This window comes from Micromonospora sp. LOL_013, assembly GCF_048060315.1.
GTDB lineage: Bacteria > Actinomycetota > Actinomycetes > Mycobacteriales > Micromonosporaceae > Micromonospora_E.
In genome coordinates this window covers 69,068-88,943 of sequence record NZ_JBHMIQ010000022.1, presented here as the reverse complement: position 1 = coordinate 88,943, position 19,876 = coordinate 69,068, and the positions used below count along the sequence as shown (strand labels likewise).

Annotated in this window: 20 protein-coding genes; 19 read left to right on the top strand and 1 reads right to left on the bottom strand. The window is 70.8% G+C overall.

Features of this window, described 5'->3' with window-relative positions; all coding sequences use genetic code 11:
- Nucleotides 1-20: 20 nt before the first annotated feature.
- Nucleotides 21-1,802, bottom strand: coding sequence for an alkaline phosphatase D family protein (locus ACFHWS_RS16490; protein WP_416553106.1), 1,782 nt, complete (start codon nucleotides 1,800-1,802; stop codon nucleotides 21-23).
- Nucleotides 1,803-2,053: 251 nt separating this feature from the next.
- On the opposite strand from ACFHWS_RS16490, the gene ftsY reads away from it, so the two are divergent.
- From ftsY to ACFHWS_RS16395, 19 genes are all read left to right on the top strand, one after another.
- Nucleotides 2,054-3,265, top strand: a complete 1,212-nt coding sequence (gene ftsY / locus ACFHWS_RS16485; RefSeq protein WP_416568487.1) for a signal recognition particle-docking protein FtsY — start codon at nucleotides 2,054-2,056, stop codon at nucleotides 3,263-3,265.
- A gap of 6 nt (nucleotides 3,266-3,271) precedes the next feature.
- Nucleotides 3,272-4,102: a phosphotransferase gene (locus ACFHWS_RS16480; protein ID WP_416553102.1), complete on the top strand. Its 831-nt coding sequence runs from the start codon at nucleotides 3,272-3,274 to the stop codon at nucleotides 4,100-4,102.
- A 331-nt stretch (nucleotides 4,103-4,433) separates the two neighbouring features.
- Nucleotides 4,434-5,687, top strand: coding sequence for an ammonium transporter (locus ACFHWS_RS16475; protein WP_416553100.1), 1,254 nt, complete (start codon nucleotides 4,434-4,436; stop codon nucleotides 5,685-5,687).
- A 24-nt stretch (nucleotides 5,688-5,711) separates the two neighbouring features.
- Complete coding sequence (locus tag ACFHWS_RS16470) at nucleotides 5,712-6,050, top strand: P-II family nitrogen regulator (RefSeq protein WP_199757473.1); 339 nt, start codon at nucleotides 5,712-5,714, stop codon at nucleotides 6,048-6,050.
- A gap of 34 nt (nucleotides 6,051-6,084) precedes the next feature.
- Nucleotides 6,085-8,340 carry a [protein-PII] uridylyltransferase gene (locus ACFHWS_RS16465; RefSeq protein WP_416568486.1) on the top strand — a complete coding sequence of 752 codons (2,256 nt, stop codon included), beginning with the start codon at nucleotides 6,085-6,087 and terminating at the stop codon, nucleotides 8,338-8,340.
- 178 nt (nucleotides 8,341-8,518) lie between these two features.
- Complete coding sequence (ffh, locus tag ACFHWS_RS16460) at nucleotides 8,519-10,075, top strand: signal recognition particle protein (protein ID WP_416568485.1); 1,557 nt, start codon at nucleotides 8,519-8,521, stop codon at nucleotides 10,073-10,075.
- Nucleotides 10,076-10,095: 20 nt separating this feature from the next.
- Nucleotides 10,096-11,175 (top strand): amidohydrolase family protein, encoded by a 1,080-nt coding sequence (locus ACFHWS_RS16455; protein ID WP_416568484.1) that lies wholly within the window; start codon nucleotides 10,096-10,098, stop codon nucleotides 11,173-11,175.
- Between the two features lie 105 nt (nucleotides 11,176-11,280).
- Nucleotides 11,281-12,687, top strand: coding sequence for a proline--tRNA ligase (proS, locus tag ACFHWS_RS16450; RefSeq protein WP_416553092.1), 1,407 nt, complete (start codon nucleotides 11,281-11,283; stop codon nucleotides 12,685-12,687).
- Between the two features lie 65 nt (nucleotides 12,688-12,752).
- Nucleotides 12,753-13,403 (top strand): DUF402 domain-containing protein, encoded by a 651-nt coding sequence (locus ACFHWS_RS16445; RefSeq protein ID WP_416553090.1) that lies wholly within the window; start codon nucleotides 12,753-12,755, stop codon nucleotides 13,401-13,403.
- Between the two features lie 230 nt (nucleotides 13,404-13,633).
- Nucleotides 13,634-14,131 (top strand): 30S ribosomal protein S16, encoded by a 498-nt coding sequence (gene rpsP / locus ACFHWS_RS16440; protein ID WP_416553088.1) that lies wholly within the window; start codon nucleotides 13,634-13,636, stop codon nucleotides 14,129-14,131.
- Nucleotides 14,106-14,366: an RNA-binding protein gene (locus ACFHWS_RS16435; RefSeq protein ID WP_199757474.1), complete on the top strand. Its 261-nt coding sequence runs from the start codon at nucleotides 14,106-14,108 to the stop codon at nucleotides 14,364-14,366. The genes rpsP and ACFHWS_RS16435 overlap by 26 nt, the downstream gene beginning before the upstream one ends.
- A gap of 2 nt (nucleotides 14,367-14,368) precedes the next feature.
- Nucleotides 14,369-14,935, top strand: a complete 567-nt coding sequence (rimM, locus tag ACFHWS_RS16430; protein ID WP_416553162.1) for a ribosome maturation factor RimM — start codon at nucleotides 14,369-14,371, stop codon at nucleotides 14,933-14,935.
- Between the two features lie 29 nt (nucleotides 14,936-14,964).
- Entirely contained in the window at nucleotides 14,965-15,738 is a 774-nt protein-coding gene (gene trmD, locus ACFHWS_RS16425; RefSeq protein WP_278174412.1) for a tRNA (guanosine(37)-N1)-methyltransferase TrmD, read from the top strand.
- 156 nt (nucleotides 15,739-15,894) lie between these two features.
- A complete protein-coding gene (rplS, locus tag ACFHWS_RS16420; protein ID WP_416553086.1) occupies nucleotides 15,895-16,251 on the top strand; it encodes a 50S ribosomal protein L19 in 357 nt (118 codons plus the stop codon).
- A gap of 320 nt (nucleotides 16,252-16,571) precedes the next feature.
- A complete protein-coding gene (gene lepB / locus ACFHWS_RS16415; protein ID WP_416568499.1) occupies nucleotides 16,572-17,420 on the top strand; it encodes a signal peptidase I in 849 nt (282 codons plus the stop codon).
- Nucleotides 17,417-18,055, top strand: a complete 639-nt coding sequence (gene lepB, locus ACFHWS_RS16410; protein WP_416568483.1) for a signal peptidase I — start codon at nucleotides 17,417-17,419, stop codon at nucleotides 18,053-18,055. Before lepB (ACFHWS_RS16415) ends, lepB (ACFHWS_RS16410) begins: the two co-directional genes overlap by 4 nt.
- Nucleotides 18,056-18,145: 90 nt before the next feature.
- Entirely contained in the window at nucleotides 18,146-18,646 is a 501-nt protein-coding gene (locus ACFHWS_RS16405; RefSeq protein ID WP_416568482.1) for an NUDIX hydrolase, read from the top strand.
- A complete protein-coding gene (locus ACFHWS_RS16400; RefSeq protein ID WP_416568481.1) occupies nucleotides 18,640-19,488 on the top strand; it encodes a ribonuclease HII in 849 nt (282 codons plus the stop codon). Before ACFHWS_RS16405 ends, ACFHWS_RS16400 begins: the two co-directional genes overlap by 7 nt.
- Nucleotides 19,485-19,808, top strand: a complete 324-nt coding sequence (locus ACFHWS_RS16395; protein ID WP_123604412.1) for a DUF2469 domain-containing protein — start codon at nucleotides 19,485-19,487, stop codon at nucleotides 19,806-19,808. Before ACFHWS_RS16400 ends, ACFHWS_RS16395 begins: the two co-directional genes overlap by 4 nt.
- Nucleotides 19,809-19,876 lie beyond the last annotated feature (68 nt).

Below are 19,876 nucleotides of genomic sequence, written 5' to 3'. Positions count from 1 at the left end.
CGTGCCGGAGCCGCCAACGCCTACTGCGGAAGCCCCGCAGCCTGCTGAGGAGGCCGAGGCGCCGGCTGCACCGTCGGATCGGTGAGCTGGCGGCGGGCCACCTCACGCAGCGCGCCGTCGGCCGTTGTGCCCTCCAGCGTCACCTCGGCCGTCGCGCCGTTGTGCAGCAGCGTACTGACCGCGTTGCCGAAGTACGGACCGTCCAGTTTGCGCCAGCGCACCGACGGCCTCGGCAGTCCGGCGGAGCGGGCCAGCGCCCGCAGCGCCGCCGTCGGCCCCCGCCACCAGCCCAACCGCATCAACGGCCGCATCAGCGCCGGCACCTGGTTGTGGATCGGTGAGCAGGTGAGCTGGTGCACCGGGGTGCGAACCTGCCCAGGCAGCGCGGCCCGCGCCACGTACGAGTGGTGCACGTCGCCGGAGAGCATGCTGATCGAGGCCGGCGGCGGGTGACCTGGCCCGGCACCGACCCGGGCGAACAACTGCCCGAGGTCGTCGAAGGAGCGCCGGAACGCGGCCCAGTGCTCCAGGTCCAGGACCTGGCGCAGCCACTCCGACGACGCCGCGACCCACCGCCGGGGCGACTCGGCCAGCCGTTCGTTCCACGACTCGAGGTGGTGGATGCCGGGCGGCATCAGCCAGGGCAGCGACGCGCCGACCACCAGATGGTCGTAGCGGCCGTGGGCCCGATCGGTGAACCAGGCCCACTCACCGGCTGGCAACATGCTGCGTGCCCCCGGCCGCAGTACCCGGCTGCACCGGTTGTCCAGCACGATCACCCGGGTCCGGCCGACGTCCAGCGAGAAGCTCCACTGGTACTGCACCTGCGACCAGCGCTGCGGGTCGTGCGCGACGTCCGCCTCGGCGTCCACCCGGGCGCCGAATTCGCGCAGCACATCGGTGGCGTCGTCGGCGGCGGTGACCGCCCGGAACACCGGGTCGGCGGCGACCTCGTCCGGGGCCAGGTTGCCCAGGTGCTGGTAGACCCAGTAGGAGGCGAGTCCGCTGCTGATCCGCTCCGGCCACCAGGGCTCGCCGCGCATCCGCGCCCGCCAGGCGGCCGAGGTGTTCCAGTCGTCGATCACCTCGTGGTCGTCGAAGATCATCACGCTGGGGACGGTCGACAGCAACCAGCGGATCTCCGGGTCCCGCCACGACTCCAGGTACAGCCGGGTGTACTCGGGGAAACTGACCACCTGGTCGGCTGGGGCACCGGGCGGCAGCCCACGATGTCGCCGCCGCCGCCGCAGGAACCGTCGGATCACCGGCGACGTCTCGTCGGCGTACACCTGATCGCCGAGCAGGAGCAGCAGGTCGGGCCAGTCGCCGCCGGCCGGGTCCAGGCCGGCCAGCCGCCGGGCGTACGCGTCGAGCGCGTCCGGCGGCAACCGTCGGGCGGTGGAGTGCTGGGTGGTCTCCCGGCAGGATCCGAAGATCAGCCGCACCGGCTGGGCGTCGTCGTCGGCCCGCCGGGTCCGGATCACACTGCCCGGGTACGGCGAGTCCGGCTCCGGCCAGACCCGCCGGTCGTCGAGGAAGACCTCGTAGCGGTGGCTGGAGCCGGGGGCCAGCCCGTCGACCACCACGAGCGCGTAGTGGTGCCCGAACGCGCTGAAGGTGCGGGCCGAACCGCCCGCCGTGCCCGTCGTCGCGACCCGTACCGTGGCCGGGGCGTCGGTCTCCACCCAGACGGTGGCCTGCCCGCCGACCACCCGCCGCAGCAACGGCCCGATCAGTAGCCGGGGGCCGGCCGCCGGTCGGAGCTGCGGGTCCGGTCCACCGGCGGTTGTGCCGTCGGTCACCGGTGGTCCCTGCCGGGCTGGTGTGCAGACATGGTCGACCTTTCGCCAGGGACGCGGGACGGCCTCTTTTGTACCCCGCATGCAGGCCCGTCACCCAGTTCCCCGACCTGTTCCTGTGGGGTGTGGTCGCCGGCCGGCGACGCGGGTGGTAGGGGTGTGGTCGCCGGCCGGCGACACTGTACCGGGGGGCGGGTGTCACCGATGGGTGCGGTGGGCGGGACGCGGTCGCGGCCATCTGTCAGGATTTCCGCATGGATTACCTCGTCCTTGCCGCGATCCTGCTCGGTGTGCTGCTGCTCGCCGGTCTGGGGCTGGTGGTGCCCCGGTTGCGCCGGCAGCCTCCGCTGCCGCCCGCGCCGCCGACCCCGCTCGGCGGCGAGCAGCCGCAGGAGCGCCCACCGACCGACGCCGACGGCGAGCGTCCGGTCGGCATCGCGGTCGAGGACCGTCCGGTCGCGCCACCGGCCGAACCGGAGCAGGCACCCGCGGAGCCGGTGGCACCGGCCCCGCCGACCCTGGAACGTCCGGAGCCCACGGCCGGGCGGCTGGTCCGGCTGCGGACCCGGCTGTCCCGGTCGCAGGGCCTGCTCGGCAAGGGGCTGCTGAACCTGCTCTCCCGGGACCGGCTGGACGAGGAGGTCTGGGAGGAGATCGAGGAGAGCCTGATCACGGCGGACGTCGGCATCGAGCCGACCCGGGAGATCGTCGACCGGCTGCGGGAGCGTACCCGGGTCCTCGGCACCCGCAGCGCCACCGAACTGCGTACGCTGCTCACCGAGGAGCTGGTCGCCGCGCTGGACCCGCAGCTCGACCGGGCGTTGAACACCGGCGGCGAGCCGAGCGTGGTGCTGGTCGTCGGGGTCAACGGGGCCGGCAAGACCACCACCTGCGGCAAGATCGCCCGGGTGCTGGTCGCCGACGGCCGTACCGTGCTGCTGGGTGCCGCCGACACGTTCCGCGCCGCCGCCGCCGATCAGCTGACCACCTGGGCCTCCCGGGTCGGGGCCGAGGTGGTCCGCGGCCCGGAGGGCGCGGACCCGGCCAGCGTCGCCTTCGACGCGGTGAAGCGGGGCATCGACACCAAGGTCGACGCGGTGCTGATCGACACCGCCGGTCGGTTGCAGAACAAGATCGGCCTGATGGACGAGCTCGGCAAGGTCAAGCGGGTGGTGAGCAAGCATGGTCCGGTGCACGAGACACTGCTCGTGCTGGATGCCACCACCGGGCAGAATGGGTTGGAGCAGGCCCGGGTGTTCACTGAGGCGGTGGAGGTGACCGGGGTGGTGCTGACCAAACTCGACGGCACAGCCAAGGGCGGTATCGTCATTGCGGTGCAGCGCAAACTCGGCATTCCGGTCAAACTGGTCGGTCTCGGGGAAGGTCCGGACGACCTCGCCCCGTTCGATCCGGCGCAGTTCGTCGACGCCCTGATGGGCGCCGATCCACGTGAGATGGATGCGTAGCCTCGGGTGACGTACCGCAATCAGGAGCCACGTCTCGGGAGACCGTACGTGACCCAGCAGGAAATCCCACTGCGTGGCGGCAACGTCAGCACCGTGGTGCGGGTCGGAGACACCGTCCGGCGCAACGTCGGCCCGTGGACCCCCTCGGTGCACGCGCTGCTGCGGCATCTGGAGTACGTCGGGTTCACCGGCTCGCCCCGGGCCCTCGGCATGGACGAACGCAACCGCGAGGTCCTCTCCTACGTCGAGGGGGAGTGCGGCGAGTATCCGCTGGCGCCGCACTGGGTAAGCGACGAGGCGCTGGTCACCGTCGCGACGATGTTGCGGATGTTCCACGACGCCCAGTACGGGTTCAATCCGCCGCGTAGCGCGGTCTGGCGTTCGTTCGGCCCGCCGCCGCCGGACACCGAGGTGATCTGCCACCACGACGCGGCCCCGCACAACGTCATCTGGCGTCCGGACGGCACCCTCGCCCTGATCGACTTCGACCTGGCGTCGCCGGGGGCGCGGATCTACGACGTCGCGTACGCCGCGTGGACCTGGGTGCCGCTCTTCTCCGACCGGGACTCCTACACGCTGGGCTGGCGGCAACCGGACCGGCCGCGCCGGCTACGGCTGTTCGCCGACGCGTACGGGCTGATCCCCCGCGACCGGCACCGGCTGGTCCGGACCATCCGTAAGCGGGTCGTTGACCATGTGGAGGGGATCCGGCGGATGGCCGCCGCCGGAGATCCGGCGTTCGTCCGGATCGTGCACAAGGGCCATCTCCGCCGGCCGATGCGGGACCTGCGGCTGCTCGACTACGAACGACACATCCTGGAGTACGCGTTGCGCTGACCCGCGGCGGGCCGGGGCGGCAGTGGTCCGGGGACAGGTGACGAGTTCTGTCGTCCTCCGGACAGCCGGCGGTGGCTAATCGGTTGATCTGGCCCTGCCTGATCTGGCGATAGTGAAGTGTTCTTCACATGTTGGAAACAACCCGTCACGTGTTGGAAACGGCACGGGCACCCTGCGTGAAACAGCTGCCCAGCAAGCTTCGCGCAACCGGCGAACGGGCGATGCTGCCTCTTGGAGCCGGTTATGTTTCCAACTGAGAGGAGGCAGCGTGCCGGAACTAGATTCTGGTGCCACCGCCTGGATTTTGACTTCAGCCGCCCTGGTGTTGCTCATGACGCCCGGATTGGCGCTGTTCTATGGTGGCATGACGCGGTCCAAGTCCGTGCTCAACATGATGATGATGAGCTTCGGTGCGATCGGCCTGGTCAGCCTGCTGTGGGTCTGCTACGGCTACAGCATCGCCTTTGGCACCGACGTCGGCGGTGTCACCGGTGACCTCTCCATGGCCGGCCTGCGCGGCATGCTCGAGTCGGGCTCCGAGGGCGGCATCCCGGACCTGCTGTTCGTCGTCTTCCAGATGATGTTCGCGATCATCACCGTCGCACTGATCAGCGGTGCGATCGCGGACCGGGCGAAGTTCGGCGCCTGGCTGCTCTTCGCCGGCCTGTGGGCCACCCTGGTCTACTTCCCGGTCGCGCACTGGGTGTGGGGCGGCGGCTGGATCTTCGAGCTCGGCGTCCTCGACTTCGCCGGTGGTACCGCGGTGCACATCAACGCCGGTGCTGCGGCGCTCGCGCTGGCCCTGGTGCTCGGCAAGCGGGTCGGCTGGCCGAAGGACAAGTTCAAGCCGCATAACCTGCCGATGGTCCTGCTCGGCGCCGGCCTGCTGTGGTTCGGCTGGTTCGGCTTCAACGCCGGCTCCGCAGTCGCCGCCGACGGTGCCGCCGCGGTCGCCTTCATCAACACCCAGGTGGCCACCGCGGCCGCCGTGCTGGGCTGGATCGTCGTCGAGTGGTTCCGTGACGGCAAGCCGACCACCCTCGGCGCCGCCTCCGGTGCCATCGCCGGTCTGGTCGCCATCACCCCGGCCTGTGCCTTCCTGGAGCCGCTCGGGGCGATCGCGCTCGGCATCATCGCCGGTGTGGTCTGCGCCCTGGCGGTCGGCCTCAAGTACAAGCTCGGGTACGACGACTCGCTCGACGTGGTCGCCGTGCACATGATCGGCGGCATCATCGGTTCGCTGCTGATCGGCTTCCTGGCCGTCGAGGTGCTGGCCGGAGAGGGCAACGCCGGACTCATCTACGGCGGTGGCATCGACCTGCTCGGTTTGCAGGCGCTCGGTGTGGTCGCGGTGCTGGTCTACTCGTTCGTCGTCGCCTACATCATCGGCTTCGCGATCGAGAAGACCATCGGCTTCCGGGCCAGCGCCGACGCCGAGGTCGAGGGCATCGACACCGCCGAGCACGCGGAGAGTGCCTATGAGTTCGGTAGCACCTCGGGTGGCGGGTTCGCCGCCGCCGGCATCGGGAAGGCGCCCGCCGGTTCGGGCGAGTCCGCACCGGTCAGCGAGAAGGTCGCCGGTTAACGTTCCCTGATGGAGGGGTTAGACATGAAACTGGTGACCGCGGTCATCAAGCCGTACCAGCTCGACGCGGTCAAGGAGGCCCTGCACGCCCTCGGCGTCGCCGGCCTGACCGTGAGCGAGGTCCAGGGATACGGACGCCAGAAGGGCCACACCGAGGTGTACCGGGGTGCCGAGTACACCGTCGAGTTCCTGCCGAAGATCCGGATCGAGGTGCTGACCGACGAAATCGACGTCGAGAAGGTCGTCGATGCGGTCGTCACGGCGGCCCGTACCGGAAAGATCGGCGACGGCAAGGTCTGGGTGACGGCCGTCGAGGACGTCATCCGGGTCCGCACCGGCGAGCGTGGTCTCGACGCGCTCTGAGTCGGCGAGCCCACCCAACCGGTAGGGAGAACACATGACCGACGGAGTCGGGGTCCGGCAGCGTCCTGCGGCCGGCCCCGGCCCGTCGCTGTCCGACGGCATCGGTGCCGCCGCCCGCGTAAACCGGGCGGCGGCACTCGATGTCTGGCTGACCTCGCTGATGCCGGCCGGGCTGGCCGGGATCGCCCTGGTGGCGGTCGGCGGACTCGGTCGGTTGCAGTGCTCCCCGTACAGCGATCTCGACCTGGTGCTGCTCCATCGTGGCGTCGCCGGGATGGACGAGATCGCCGCCCGCCTCTGGTACCCGATCTGGGACGCCCGCCTCGGGCTGGACCACTCGGTGCGTACCCTGCCGGAGGCGCTGTCCGTCGCCCACGATGACGTCAAGGTCGCGCTCGGCCTGCTCGACGCCCGGCACGTCGCCGGCGACCGGCAACTCACCGCCGAGTTGCAGGCCGCCGCGACCGACCAGTGGCGGCGCACCGCCGTCCGCCAGTTGCCGGCGCTGCGCGAGGTCACCGAGGCCCGCTGGCGTACCCACGGCGAGCTGGCCTTCCTGCTGGAAGGCGATCTGAAGGAGGCCGCCGGCGGGCTGCGCGACGTCGGCATCCTGCGCGGCATCGCCCTCGCCGGCATCGCCGACAGCATGCGCCCGGCCGCCCGCGCGGCCCACCTGCGGCTGCTGGACACCCGCGACGCGCTGCATGTCGCTGTCGGCCGGCGGGTCGACCGGCTGGTGGCCCAGGAGCGTGTCACCGTCGCCGGCCTGCTCGACCTGGACGACCCGGACACCCTGCTGCGTCGGGTCGCCTCCGACGCACGCACCATCACCCACGCCCTCGACGACGCCTGGCGCAGCGCCGAGCGGTTGCGCTCGGGCCGTCGGCGCGGCGGCGGACCGCCGGTGCGCCGGCCGGTGGCCCGTGACGTGGTCGAGCACGACGGTGAGCTGGTCCTCGCCCGGACCGCGATCGGGGCCCGCCCGGACGCCAGCCTGTCGTTGCGGGTCGCCGCGGCCGCCGCCACCAGCCGGCTGCCGATCGCCCGGGCGACCTGCGAGTGGCTCGCCGCGTACTGCCCGCCGCTGCCGGCGCCGTGGCCGGACGCGGCCCGCGCCGCGCTGATCACCCTGCTCGGCGCCGGTCCCGGTCTGGTGCCCACCTGGGAGACCTGCGATCGGTACGGGCTGGTCGACGGCTGGCTGCCGGAGTGGCCCCGGATGCGCAGCCTGCCGCAGCACAACCCGGTGCACCGGTTCACCCTGGACCGGCACCTGGTTCAGGCGGCGCAGGAGGCGACCGGGTTCACCCGCGAGGTGGACCGGCCCGACCTGCTGCTGCTCGGTGCCTTCCTGCACGACGTGGGCAAAGGGCTGCCCGGCGACCACAGTACGGTCGGCGCCCCGGTGGCGGCGCGGATCGCCGCCCGGACCGGGCTGCCGCCGACCGACGTCGACATGATCGACAAGCTGGTCCGGCTGCACCTGCTGCTGCCGGAGGTGGCCACCCGGCGTGACCTCAGCGATCCGGTGACGATTTCCCAGGTCGCTGCTGCGGTGGGCGACACCACCACGCTCGGCCTGCTGCACGGGCTGGCCCGCGCCGACGCGCTGGCGACCGGTCCGGCGGCCTGGTCGGACTGGAAGGGACGGCTGATTGCCGAACTGGTCCGCCGAGTACACACCGCGCTGGACACCGGGGTGCTTCCCGAGCCACCGAGACCCGATCCGGCGCTGGTGGCGGGTCCGCTACCGGCCGTACACATCGATGGTGGCAACCGGGTCGCGGTGGCCGCCGCGGACCGGCACGGCCTGCTCGCCGCGGTCGCCGGCTGCCTGGCCCTGCACCGGCTGGACGTGCTGACCGCCGACGCCTCCACGGTCGACGGGCGGGCGTTGGTCGAGTTCCGGGTCCAGCCCCGGTACGGCACCCCGCCGGACACCATCGCGCTCACCGCCGACCTGCGGCGGGCGGTCACCGGTGACGTCTCGGTCACCCAGCGGCTTCGGGGCCGGGCACTCGCCGCCCGCCGGGCGGGGGCCGATTCCCGGGTGGTGTGGCACCGGGAGGCCGCCACCGACGCGGTGGTGCTGGAGCTGCGGGCGGCCGACTCGGCCGGCCTGCTCTACCGGGTGACCAGCGCGCTCGACGAGGCCGGCGCCCAGGTGCGGGCGGCCCGGATCTCCACCCTGGGTGGCGACGTGGTCGACGCCTTCTACCTGGTGGGGGTCGGCCCGGACGACGCCGAGCGGGCCCGACTCGAAGCCGCGGTGCTGGCCGCCGCCGGATGACCGGGCGGCGCAGCGGCGGAGCCGGGTGCCGGAGTGGCGAAAGCGGTCGGCTGATGCGGGCGGTGGAGTGGCAGAAGCGGTCGGTACGGACGGCGGCTAGGCTTGCCAGGTCGGGCGGAGTCCCGTCCCGACACCGCCGTGAGTTGCCCTGCCGGATCGACATACAGGATGTTGCGTCGTGTTTGACACTTTGAGTGATCGACTGTCCGGGATCTTCGGCAAGCTCCGGGGCAAGGGTCGGCTCACCGACGCCGACATCGACGCGACGGCCCGGGAGATCCGGCTGGCGCTGCTGGAGGCGGACGTCGCGCTGCCGGTGGTGAAGGCGTTCATCGGCCGGGTCAAGGAGCGCGCCCGTGGCTCCGAGGTCTCCCAGGCACTCAACCCGGCCCAGCAGGTCATCAAGATCGTGCACGAGGAGCTGGTCGGGGTCCTCGGCGGCGAGCAGCGCCGGCTTCGGTTCGCCAAGCAGCCGCCGACGGTGATCATGCTGGCCGGGTTGCAGGGTTCCGGCAAGACCACCCTCGCCGGCAAACTGTCCAACTGGCTCAAGGCGCAGGGGCACCAGCCGCTGCTGGTCGCCGCCGACCTGCAACGCCCGAACGCGGTCGGCCAGCTGCAGGTCCTCGGCGAGCGGGCCGGGGTCAAGGTGTTCGCCCCGGAGCCCGGCAACGGGGTCGGCGACCCGGTGGCCGTCGCGAAGGCGTCGATCGAGCACGCCCGCCGGTCGGCGCGCGACGTCGTCATCGTCGACACCGCCGGCCGGCTCGGCATCGACGCCGAGATGATGGCCCAGGCCGCCGCGATCCGCGACGCGGTCGCCCCGGACGAGGTCATCTTCGTCATCGACGCGATGGTCGGGCAGGACGCGGTCCGCACCGCCGAGGCGTTCCGCGACGGCGTCGGCATCACCGGCGTGGTGCTGTCCAAACTCGATGGCGACGCGCGCGGTGGTGCGGCGCTGTCCGTCCGGCAGGTCACCGGCGAACCGATCCTGTTCGCCTCCACCGGGGAGAAGCTGTCCGACTTCGACGTCTTCCACCCGGACCGGATGGCCAGCCGGATCCTCGGCATGGGCGACGTGCTCACTCTGATCGAGCAGGCCGAGCAGGCCTTCGACGCCGATCAGAAGGAGAAGATGACCGCCAAGCTGATGGGCGGCGAGCAGTTCACCCTGGAGGACTTCCTCGACCAGCTCATCGCGGTGCGCCGGATGGGGCCGATCGCCAACGTGCTGGCCATGATGCCCGGCATGGGGCAGATGAAGGACCAACTGGCCGAGGTCGACGACAAGCACTTCGACAAGGTCACCGCGATCATCCGCTCGATGACGCCCGGGGAGCGGAGCAACCCGAAGATCATCAACGGGTCGCGCCGGGCCCGGATCGCCAACGGCTCCGGGGTCACTGTGATGGACGTCAACCAGCTGCTCAACCGCTTCGCCGAGGCGCAGAAGATGATGAAGCAGATGGGCGGGATGATGGGTCTGCCCGGTGGCGGGCGGCGCAAGGCGACCAAATCGCCGAAGAACAAGCGCAAGGGGAACAAGGGCGGTAACCGTGGCGGCGGTGCCCGCCAGCGCGGCGGCGGGGTGCCGGCCGGCTTCCCGGGCGGTATGCCGCAACTGCCGCCCGGTCTCGACCCGAACGCGCTGGGCGGCGGCGACGGTCTGCCGCCCGGCTTCAAGCTTCCCAAGATCGACTTCAACAAATTGAACAAGCGGGAGAAAGGCTGAGCGCCGTCGACCCCGCAACCGTGCCGCTGCACGTCCGCGGGGTCGTACTGCCCGAGGACCGGACCCGGGACCTGTGGCTGGTCGGTGACCGGGTGACGCTGCACCCGGTGCCCGGCGCGACCACCGTGGTCGACAGCGGCTTCATCCTGCCCGGCTTGGTCGACGCGCACTGCCACCTCGGGATCGCCCGGGGCGGGACGCCGATCGACTCGCTCGACGACGCCCGCCGGCTGGCCGGGGTCGATCGGGACGCCGGCGTACTGGCGCTGCGCGATGCCGGGTCCCCGTACCCGTACCCGCAACTCGACGACGAACCGGATCTGCCCCGGCTGGCCCGTGCCGGCCGGCACGTCGCGCCGCCCCGGCGCTATCTTCGCGACATCGGCGTCGAGGTGCCAGCGGAGCGGTTGTCCGACACGGTGGCCGAGCAGGCCAGGGCGGGCAACGGCTGGGTCAAGTTGGTCGGCGACTGGATCGAGCGGTCCGCGGGGGACCTCGCCCCGGCCTGGTCGGCGGAGGCGATGACCGACGCCATCGCCACCGCGCACCGGGCCAACGCCCGGGTCGCCGCGCACACCTTCGACGAGGAGGCGGTACGGATCCTGGTCCGGGCCGGGGTCGACTCGGTCGAGCACGGCACCGGGCTGAGCCCGGACCTGATCGACGAGATGGCCCGCCAGCGGACCGCGCTGATCCCGACGATGATCAACATCGCGACGTTCGGCGGGATCGCCGACCGGGCCCGGGAGAAGTTCCCCCGGTACGCCGCCCACATGATCAGCCTGCGGGACGGGTTCCCCGAGGTGGTACGCGCCGCGCACGAAGCCGGCGTACCGGTCTTCGTCGGCACCGACGCCGGTGGCGGCATCGCCCACGGCCGGGCCGCCGACGAGATGCTCACCCTGCACACCGAGGCGGGCATGCCGGCCGAGGCGGTGCTGGCCGCCGCCTCCTGGGGCGCCCGGGACTGGCTCGGCTTCCCCGGCCTGGTCGAGGGCGGGCTCGCCGACCTGGTCGTGTATCCGGCGGACCCGCGCGCCGACCTGCGGGTGGTCCGCGCACCTGAGCGGATCATCCTGCGTGGGCGGGTGCTGCGCTGAGCTGGCCGCTGGTCTCGCGCTCACCGTGACGGCCGGTGCTGCGCTGACCCGTCGGCGGCGGGTGCGTCGCGCAGCCGCCACCGCCGGCGCATAGGATGTCCGGTCATGGCCCGCGTGCTCACACCTCGTGCGGAGGACTTCCCCCGCTGGTACCAGGATCTGATCGCCAAGGCGCAGCTCGCCGACAACGGACCGGTGCGCGGCACCATGGTGATCCGGCCGGCCGGGTACGCCATCTGGGAGCGAATGCAGTCCGAGATGGACAACCGGATCAAGGCGGCTGGCGCGGAGAACGCGTACTTTCCGCTGTTCATCCCGGAGAGCTACCTGCGCCGCGAGGCCGAGCACGTCGAGGGCTTCTCACCGGAGCTCGCGGTGGTCACCCACGGCGGCGGCAAGCAACTCGCCGAGCCGGTGGTGGTCCGGCCGACCAGCGAGACGGTGATCGGCGAGTTCATGGCCAAGTGGGTCGACTCCTACCGGGACCTGCCGCTGCTGCTCAACCAGTGGGCCAACGTGGTGCGCTGGGAGCTGCGCCCCCGGGTGTTCCTGCGGACCAGCGAGTTCCTCTGGCAGGAGGGGCACACCGCGCACGCCGACGAAGCCGACGCACGGGCGTACGCCCGACGGATCCTGCACGAGGTCTACCAGGACTTCATGGTCAACGTGCTCGGCATCCCGGTGCTGGTCGGGCGTAAGACCGCCCGGGAGCGCTTCGCCGGAGCCACCAGCACGTACACCCTCGAAGGGATGATGGCCGACGGCAAGGCGCTGCAGCTGGGCACCTCGCACGAGCTCGGGCAGAACTTCGCCCGCGCGTTCGACATCACCTACACCTCCGCCGAGCGGGCCGTCGAACACGCCTGGACCACCTCCTGGGGGGTCTCCACCCGGATGCTGGGCGGGCTGATCATGGTGCACGGCGACGACAACGGGCTGCGGGTGCCGCCACGGCTGGCCCCGGTCCAGGCGTACGTCATGGTGGTCAAGGCCGGCGACGGGGTCGCCGAGGCGGCGGCCAAGCTGCGCGGCGCGTTGCGTGACGCCGGCGTTCGGGTCGGCCTGGACGACCGGGTGGACACGCCGTTCGGCCGCCGGGCTGTCGACGCCGAGCTCAAGGGATACCCGGTACGCGTCGAGGTCGGCCCGCGCGACCTGGCCGCCGGCAACGCGGTGCTGGTCCGGCGTATCGACGGGTCGAAGACCCCGGTGCCGGTCGCCGACGTGGTCGGCGCGGTCCGCGACGCCCTCGACGCCGACCAGCAGCGGCTCTACGACCAGGCGCTGGCGCTGCGTCAGACGCGCACCGTCGAGGTCGGCACCCTCGCCGACGCCGTCGCCGCCGCGGCGACCGGATGGGCCAGGGTGCCGTGGTCGGTGGTCGGCCCGGAGGGTGAGGCCGAGGTCAACGCGCAGGGCGTCACCGTACGCTGCCTGCTGCGTCCGGACGGCTCGGTGCCCGACTCCGACGACGAGCCCGACCTGGTCGCGGTGCTGGCCCGCTCGTACTGACGCTCTGCCCTGCCGTTCGTGGGCGGTGTCGCTGTCGTTGGGCATGGTGAGCGAGGGAGATGAGCATGCGGTTTCAGCCCGGTCAGTTGATCATGCATCGGAATGTGCGGCGCGGGCGTCTCGGCTGGGTCCGTCCGGCCCGGGTCGTCGTCGACGACGAGCGGGGCCTGCTGGTCTGGGTCGACCGGGGCTCGCCGGTGGTCAACGAGGTGGCCGACGACGGCCGTGGCATGCGGGCGATGCCGTTCACCGAGTGGATCACCCGGTCGTACCGGATCAAGCACGGCCGCTGGCTCGGCCCCCCGGTGCTGAAGTTCCTACCCGCCGGAGCCGCCCACTCGGTGTGGTGGTTCCGCGACGACGCCGGGAACTTCCTCAACTGGTACGTCAACCTCGAAGAGCCCGGCGTGCGCTGGGCCGACGGCGACCTCGCCGGGGTGGACGTGGTCGACCAGGACCTGGACGTGGTGGTCCGCCCGGACCGCAGTTGGGTCTGGAAGGACGAGGAGGAGTTCGCCGAGCGGCTCGCCTTCCCGGAGCACTACTGGGTGCGTGACGAGGCGGCGGTACGGGCTGAGGGACGGCGAGTGATCAAAATTGCCGAGGCGGGTGATTTTCCGTTCGACGGCACCTGGTGCGACTTCCGGCCGGACCCGGCCTGGACGCCGCCGGCCGAGCTGCCGCCCGGCTGGGACCGCCCGCCGGCAGCAGGCTGACCGCCGGGCACCGGACTGGCCGGCGACCCACCGGGGCCACCGGGTGTGGCGGTACGCCGCGGGTCTGGCACAATAGCGTGTTGGTATCCGGTACGTGTTCGGCGCCCTCTACCCGGGCACGTCGCCAGTCCACCCGAGCTGCCTCTGGCCCAACCCCACTGTGCCGGTCGGCGTTCACCCGCGCACCGCCCTCGGGGGCCGGTGAAGATCGCAACAGGAGCGAACAAACCGTGGCCGTAAAGATCCGGCTTCTGCGGATGGGCAAGATCCGCAACCCGCAGTACCGCATCGTCGTCGCCGACTCGCGTACCAAGCGCGACGGGCGGGCGATCGAGTTCGTCGGGATCTACCACCCGAAGGAAGATCCGTCGGTCATCGAGGTGACCTCGGACCGTGTCCAGTACTGGCTCTCGGTCGGCGCCCAACCGAGCGAGGCCGTCCAGCGCCTGCTGGAGAAGACCGGCGACTGGCAGAAGTTCAAGGGCCTGCCCGCCCCGCCACCGCTGCTGGTGGCGCCCGAGCGGGCCGACCGCAAGGCGGCGTACGAGGCGGAGGCCAAGGCCGCTGCGGGCGTCGCGGACACGCCGACCAAGCCGGCGAAGAAGGCCGAGAAGAAGGCCGAAGCGAAATCCGGGACGAAGGCCGAAGCGAAGTCCGAGCCGGCGGCTGCCGAAGCGCCGGCCAAGACCGAGGAGCCTACCGGTGCCGGCTCCGGCGAGCAGGCCTGACATGGTCCTCCGGCCCGCGCTGGAGCACCTGGTCAAGGGGATCGTCACCCACCCCGACGACGTACGGGTCCGGCTGGTCGACTCGCGCCGGGGCAAGCGCCTGGAGGTACGGGTGCACCCGGAGGACCTCGGCACCGTGATCGGCCGCGGCGGGCGCACCGCCAAGGCGCTGCGTCAGGTGATCGGTTCGATCGGCGGGCGTGGTGTGCGGGTCGACATCGTCGACTCGTACTGATGCTGTTGATCGTCGGTCGGATCGGCCGACCACACGGAATCCGTGGCGAGGTCACGGTCGAGGTCCGGACCGACGAACCGGAGATCCGGTTCGCCGCCGGATCGGTGTTGATCACCGATCCGGCGGCGGTGCCGGCCGCCCGCGAACCGCAGCAGCCGCCACCGCCCGGCGCGACCCTGGTCCGTGTCCCTGACCGGTTGACCATCGAGGCGGTCCGCTGGCATCAGGGCCGACCGTTGGTGCAGTTCGCCGGGGTTGTCGACCGCGACCTTGCCGAGGCGTTGCGGGGCGTACTGCTCTGCGTGGACAGCAGCGAGATCGCCACCCCGGAGGATCCGGACGAGTACCACGATCACCAATTGGTCGGCCTGTCGGCGGTCACGCCGTCCGGTGAGGCTCTCGGCGAGGTGGCCCGGATCGACCATGCGCCCGCATCCGATCTGCTGGTGCTCCGCCGGCCGGGCGGCGGGTCCGCCCTGGTGCCGTTCGTCCGGGCGATCGTGCCGGAAGTGGATCTCGCCGGTGGACGGGTGGTCGTCGACGCCCCACCCGGCCTGCTCGACCTGTGAGCGCCCCGATGCCGTCCGGCGCGGCGGCGCTGCAGGTAGACGTCGTCACCATATTTCCGGACTATCTGGCGCCGCTGGACCTGTCGCTGATCGGCCGGGCGCGCCGGGCCGGCCTGCTCAGTGTCGAGGTGCACGACCTGCGCCGCTGGACGCACGACGTGCATCGGACGGTGGACGACACTCCGTACGGCGGTGGTGCCGGAATGGTGATGCGCCCGGAGCCGTGGGGTGCGGCGTTGGACGAGTTGGCCGCTGCCGGACGGCCGCCCGCGCGGCTGGTGGTGCCGACCCCGGTGGGGGAGCGGTTCGACCAGGCGATGGCGCAGCGGTTGGCCGCCGAGCCCCGACTGATCTTCGCCTGTGGCCGCTACGAGGGGATCGACCAGCGGGTGATCGACGAGGCGGCGGCAGCGCTGCCGGTGACCGAGGTGTCCCTCGGTGATTTCGTCATCTTCGGCGGCGAGGTCGCCGTGCTGGCCATCCTGGAGGCGGTGACCAGGTTGATTCCCGGAGTGCTCGGCAACGCCGGATCGCTCGTCGAGGAGTCCCACTCGGACGGGTTGCTGGAGGGGCCGGTCTACACCAAGCCGCCGCAGTGGCGAGGACGCGAGGTGCCGGAGATACTACGATCGGGCGATCACGGCCGGATCGCCCGGTGGCGGCGAGATCAGGCGCTGCTCCGTACGGCGTCGCGTCGGCCGGATCTGATCGCCGGACTGCCTGCCGGAAAACTCGACAAAAAAGACATTGCGCTGCTGGTGGCGGCCGGATTTCAACTGCCGGCCGGTGATGTGGCAGAGTAGTGGGGTTGCCGCAGACGGGCATGCGTGTCCGGCTGCGAGGATCCCGCCAGCGGGAAGGCATCGAACGTTGAGGCATCGAGCGTTCCGGCCCGGGATCAGAATCATCCATCCGCGCACCGCGAGACGGTGCGCCTTGAGTAGCCCAAGGATGCAGCGATGAACACGCTGGACGCTCTTGACGCCCAGTCGCAGCGGACCGACCTTCCGGACTTCCGCGCCGGTGACACGCTCAAGGTGCACGCCCGGGTCGTCGAAGGTAACCGTTCCCGGGTGCAGGTCTTCCAGGGCGTGGTGATCCGCAGGCAGGGTGCCGGCCTGCGGGAGACCTTCACTGTCCGCAAGATCAGCTTCGGTGTCGGAGTCGAGCGGACCTACCCGGTCAACAGCCCGGCCATCGACCGGATCGAGATGGTGACCCGTGGTGACGTCCGTCGCGCCAAGCTGTACTACCTGCGGGAACTCCGTGGCAAGGCCGCCAAGATCAAAGAGAAGCGGGAAAAGCAGGTCAGCTGAGCCCGCTGATCCCGGTTCCCGATCTCAGGACTGCCGCTGGGAGCTTTCGCCAACTACCCTTGCGGTAGTGACCGATGGGGAGCGCTACGTCCGCGGCGATCGTCGCGGCGGCGGGAGTCAACTGTGCTACCGCTCGTGGCGCCTGACGAGAGGCGCCGTGGGCGGTAGCGCCGTGTCTCGGGACCGGGGAGATGCGTAGCGTGTATCAACAAGGACACCAGGATCAGTGGCAGCGGCGGGCCGCGTCGGGCGCGCGCTCGCAGCGCAACCGTCGGGACGGCCGGTCGGTGGCACGCCCGCGTCGGTCGGGCCGGTCCGGCATGCAGATGGTGCAGCGCCGGCGTCGGCAGATGCCACTGTGGCAGGAGTTGCCGCTGTTGCTGGTGGTGGCCTTCTGTCTGGCGGTATTGATCCGCTCCTTCCTGCTGCAGGCGTTCTTCATCCCGTCCGGCTCCATGGAGGACACGCTGCTGGTCGGTGACCGGGTGTTGGTCAACAAAGTTGTTTACGACGTCCGGGATCCGGTGCGCGGCGAGGTCATCGTCTTCCGGGGCACCAACGACTGGGCACCGGAGCCCACCGACGACCCGGACCTCGGTTTCGTCGCTAAACTCGGCCGCACCGTTGGCGATCTGGTCGGGGTTGGTCGACCGGGTGAGAAAGACTTCATCAAGCGGGTCATCGGCGTGCCGGGTGACCGGATTCGTTGCTGCGACGACCAGGGCCGGTTGACCGTCAACGACCAGCCGCTGGACGAGGCCGGCTACGTCCTGGAGGACTCGCCGCTGGACGTCCCACCGAGCCCAGGTGAGTGCCGATCCCGGCAGTTCGCTGAGGTCGTGGTTGAGCCTGGACAGCTGTTCGTGATGGGCGACCATCGACTGGTCTCACAGGACTCCCGCTGCCAGGGCCCGGTGCCGATCGACAACGTCATCGGTCGGGCCTTTGTGATCGTCTGGCCCCAGGACCGCTGGGACGGACTGTCCGTGCCGGACACCTTCGACAGCCTGCCGCCGACGGCTCCGACCCCGGCGGCGGTCGACCAGCCGGCGGACGTTCCGGAGACCTCCGGTGACCTGGTGATCGTGCTACCGGTGATGATTCCGCTACTTTTTGCTTCGCGCTCCGTGTCGCTGTTGCCAGCCAGACGTCGTAGGCTCCGGTTGTGATCGACGAGCAGACCGAGAAAAAGCCCAGTTCCTTCTGGCGCGAACTACCGATCCTGTTGGGTGTGGCGGTCCTCGTCGCGGTCCTGGTCCGGGCGTTCGTCCTGCAGACCTTCTACATTCCGTCGCCGTCGATGGAGCACACCCTCGACATCAACGACCGGGTGCTGGTCAACAAGGTCGTCTACCACTTCCGATCGCCCGAGCGCGGCGAGATCGTCGTGTTCCGGGCGCCACCGGAGTGGAGCAGCAACCCGGACGGCGAGGACTTCATCAAGCGGATCATCGGGGTCGGTGGAGACCGGGTCGAGTGCTGTGACGCCGAGGAGCGGTTGATCATCAACGGCCAGCCGCTGGACGAGCCGTACATCTACTCCGAGGGCGGGATCAGCGATCCCGCCGCGGTCGGTCCGTTCGACATCACCGTGCCGGAAGGACGGCTCTGGGTGATGGGCGACCATCGGTCGGCCTCGGGCGACTCGCTGGAGCACTGGGACCGCAGCGGCGACATCGACTACGCGACCATCTCCGAGGGCGCCGTGGTCGGCCGAGCGTTCACCGTCTTCTGGCCACTGGACCGGGTCACCTGGCTCACCGTGCCGGAGCCGTTCGAAACCGTTCCGAGTTCGGGACCGTGACCGGTCGGTCCACGCCAACCCGGACGGTGCGCTCGGCAGCGGCTGCGGCCACCTGTCGTGCCGGCCAGCTTGTTCTCCTACTCTGGTCGGATGACCGACGCGGAGCTGACGGTGGACCGCGCGCCGGAGCAGGCGCGCAACCGGTACGCGGCCCGGGTCCTGCTCGTCGACTCTGCGGGTCGTGTGTTGCTGCTACGCGGGTGCGATCCGGCCCGTCCCGGACACCGGTACTGGTTCACCCCCGGCGGTGGACTGGAGTCCGGCGAGAACCCGGTCGACGGCGCGGTCCGCGAGTTGGCCGAGGAGACCGGCCTGCGCGTGAAACCTACCGAGTTGGGCGCGCCGGTCTGGCGGGAAACCGTCGAGTTCCCGTTCGACGGCTGGTGGTACCGCCAGGAACAACACTTCTTCCTGCTGCGGGTGCCCAACTGGCAGGTCGACACAAGCGGGTTCGACGACATCGAACGCCGTACGATCGACGCCCATCGGTGGTGGTCGGTCGGTGAGCTCGCGACCACCCGGGAACGGGTCTATCCGCCGGAGCTGCCGACCCTGCTGCGCCGGCTGACGGGAGAGGCCGAACTGTGCTGACTCCACCGCGTACCGTGGTGCGTCGCGACGCCGGGCTCTATGCGTTGGAGCAGGCTCTGCGGCGGCGCGGGTTCGCCCATGTGGCCGGCGCTGACGAGGCCGGCCGGGGTGCGTGCGCCGGGCCGCTGGTGGCGGCCGCAGTGGTGCTCGCGCCGGGCCGCCGGGGCGAGATCGACGGACTGGCCGATTCGAAGTTGCTCACCCCGGCGGCGCGGGAGCGGGTCTACGCCTCGGTTCGTGACCGGGCACTCGCCCACCGGATCGTGGTCGTATCAGCCGACGAGATCGACCGTCGGGGCCTGCACGTGTGCAATCTCGCCGCGATGCGCCGGGCACTGGCCGGGCTCAGCCCCGCACCTGAGTACGTGTTGATCGACGGGTTCGGCGTTGACGGGCTCGGTGCGCCCGGGCTCGCGGTGTGGAAGGGCGACCGGGTGGCAGCTTGCGTGGCGGCGGCCAGTGTGCTCGCGAAGGTCACTCGGGACCGGTTGATGGTCGAGCTCGACGGGCGGTTCCCGGGTTACGGCTTCGCCGAGCACAAGGGCTACGCCACCGCCGAGCATCAGGCCGCGTTGAGTCGGCAGGGGCCGTGTGTCGAGCACCGGTTCTCGTACGCCAACGTGGCGGCCGCCTCGGGCCGGTCCGCGAGTCCACCCCGCTCCCGCCGACCGGCCGCTGAAGCTGGCCGGGCCGATGGAACCGGCTCGGCCGAGATCGGCATCCGTGAGCCGATGGGGCGTCCGGACCCCATCCGGGGTACCGTCGGCGTGGCGTTGGACGAGCAGCTTCGCCAACCGGCGCTACTGGGGAAAGATGTGGTCATGGAAGGCGGATGGCGATGAGCGCCGAGGATCTCGAGAAGTACGAGACAGAGATGGAGCTGCAGCTCTACCGGGAGTACCGCGACATCGTCCGCCAGTTTTCGTACGTCGTCGAGACCGAGCGTCGCTTCTACCTGGCGAACCAGGTCGACCTGCACGTGCGCAATTCTGACGGCGAGGTGTACTTCGAGGTCGAGATGCACGATGCCTGGGTGTGGGACATGTATCGTCCTGCCCGTTTCGTGAAGAACGTCAGAGTAATGACGTTCAAGGATGTAAATGTGGAAGAGTTGGACAAGCCGGAAATCTCACTACCGGCAGATTCCGGATTCAGCGGCTGACATCAATGGCCGGTCCATAGCAGATCGACTGCGGCGAGTTCCGTTTTCCACAGCTGAGCCAGCATCCA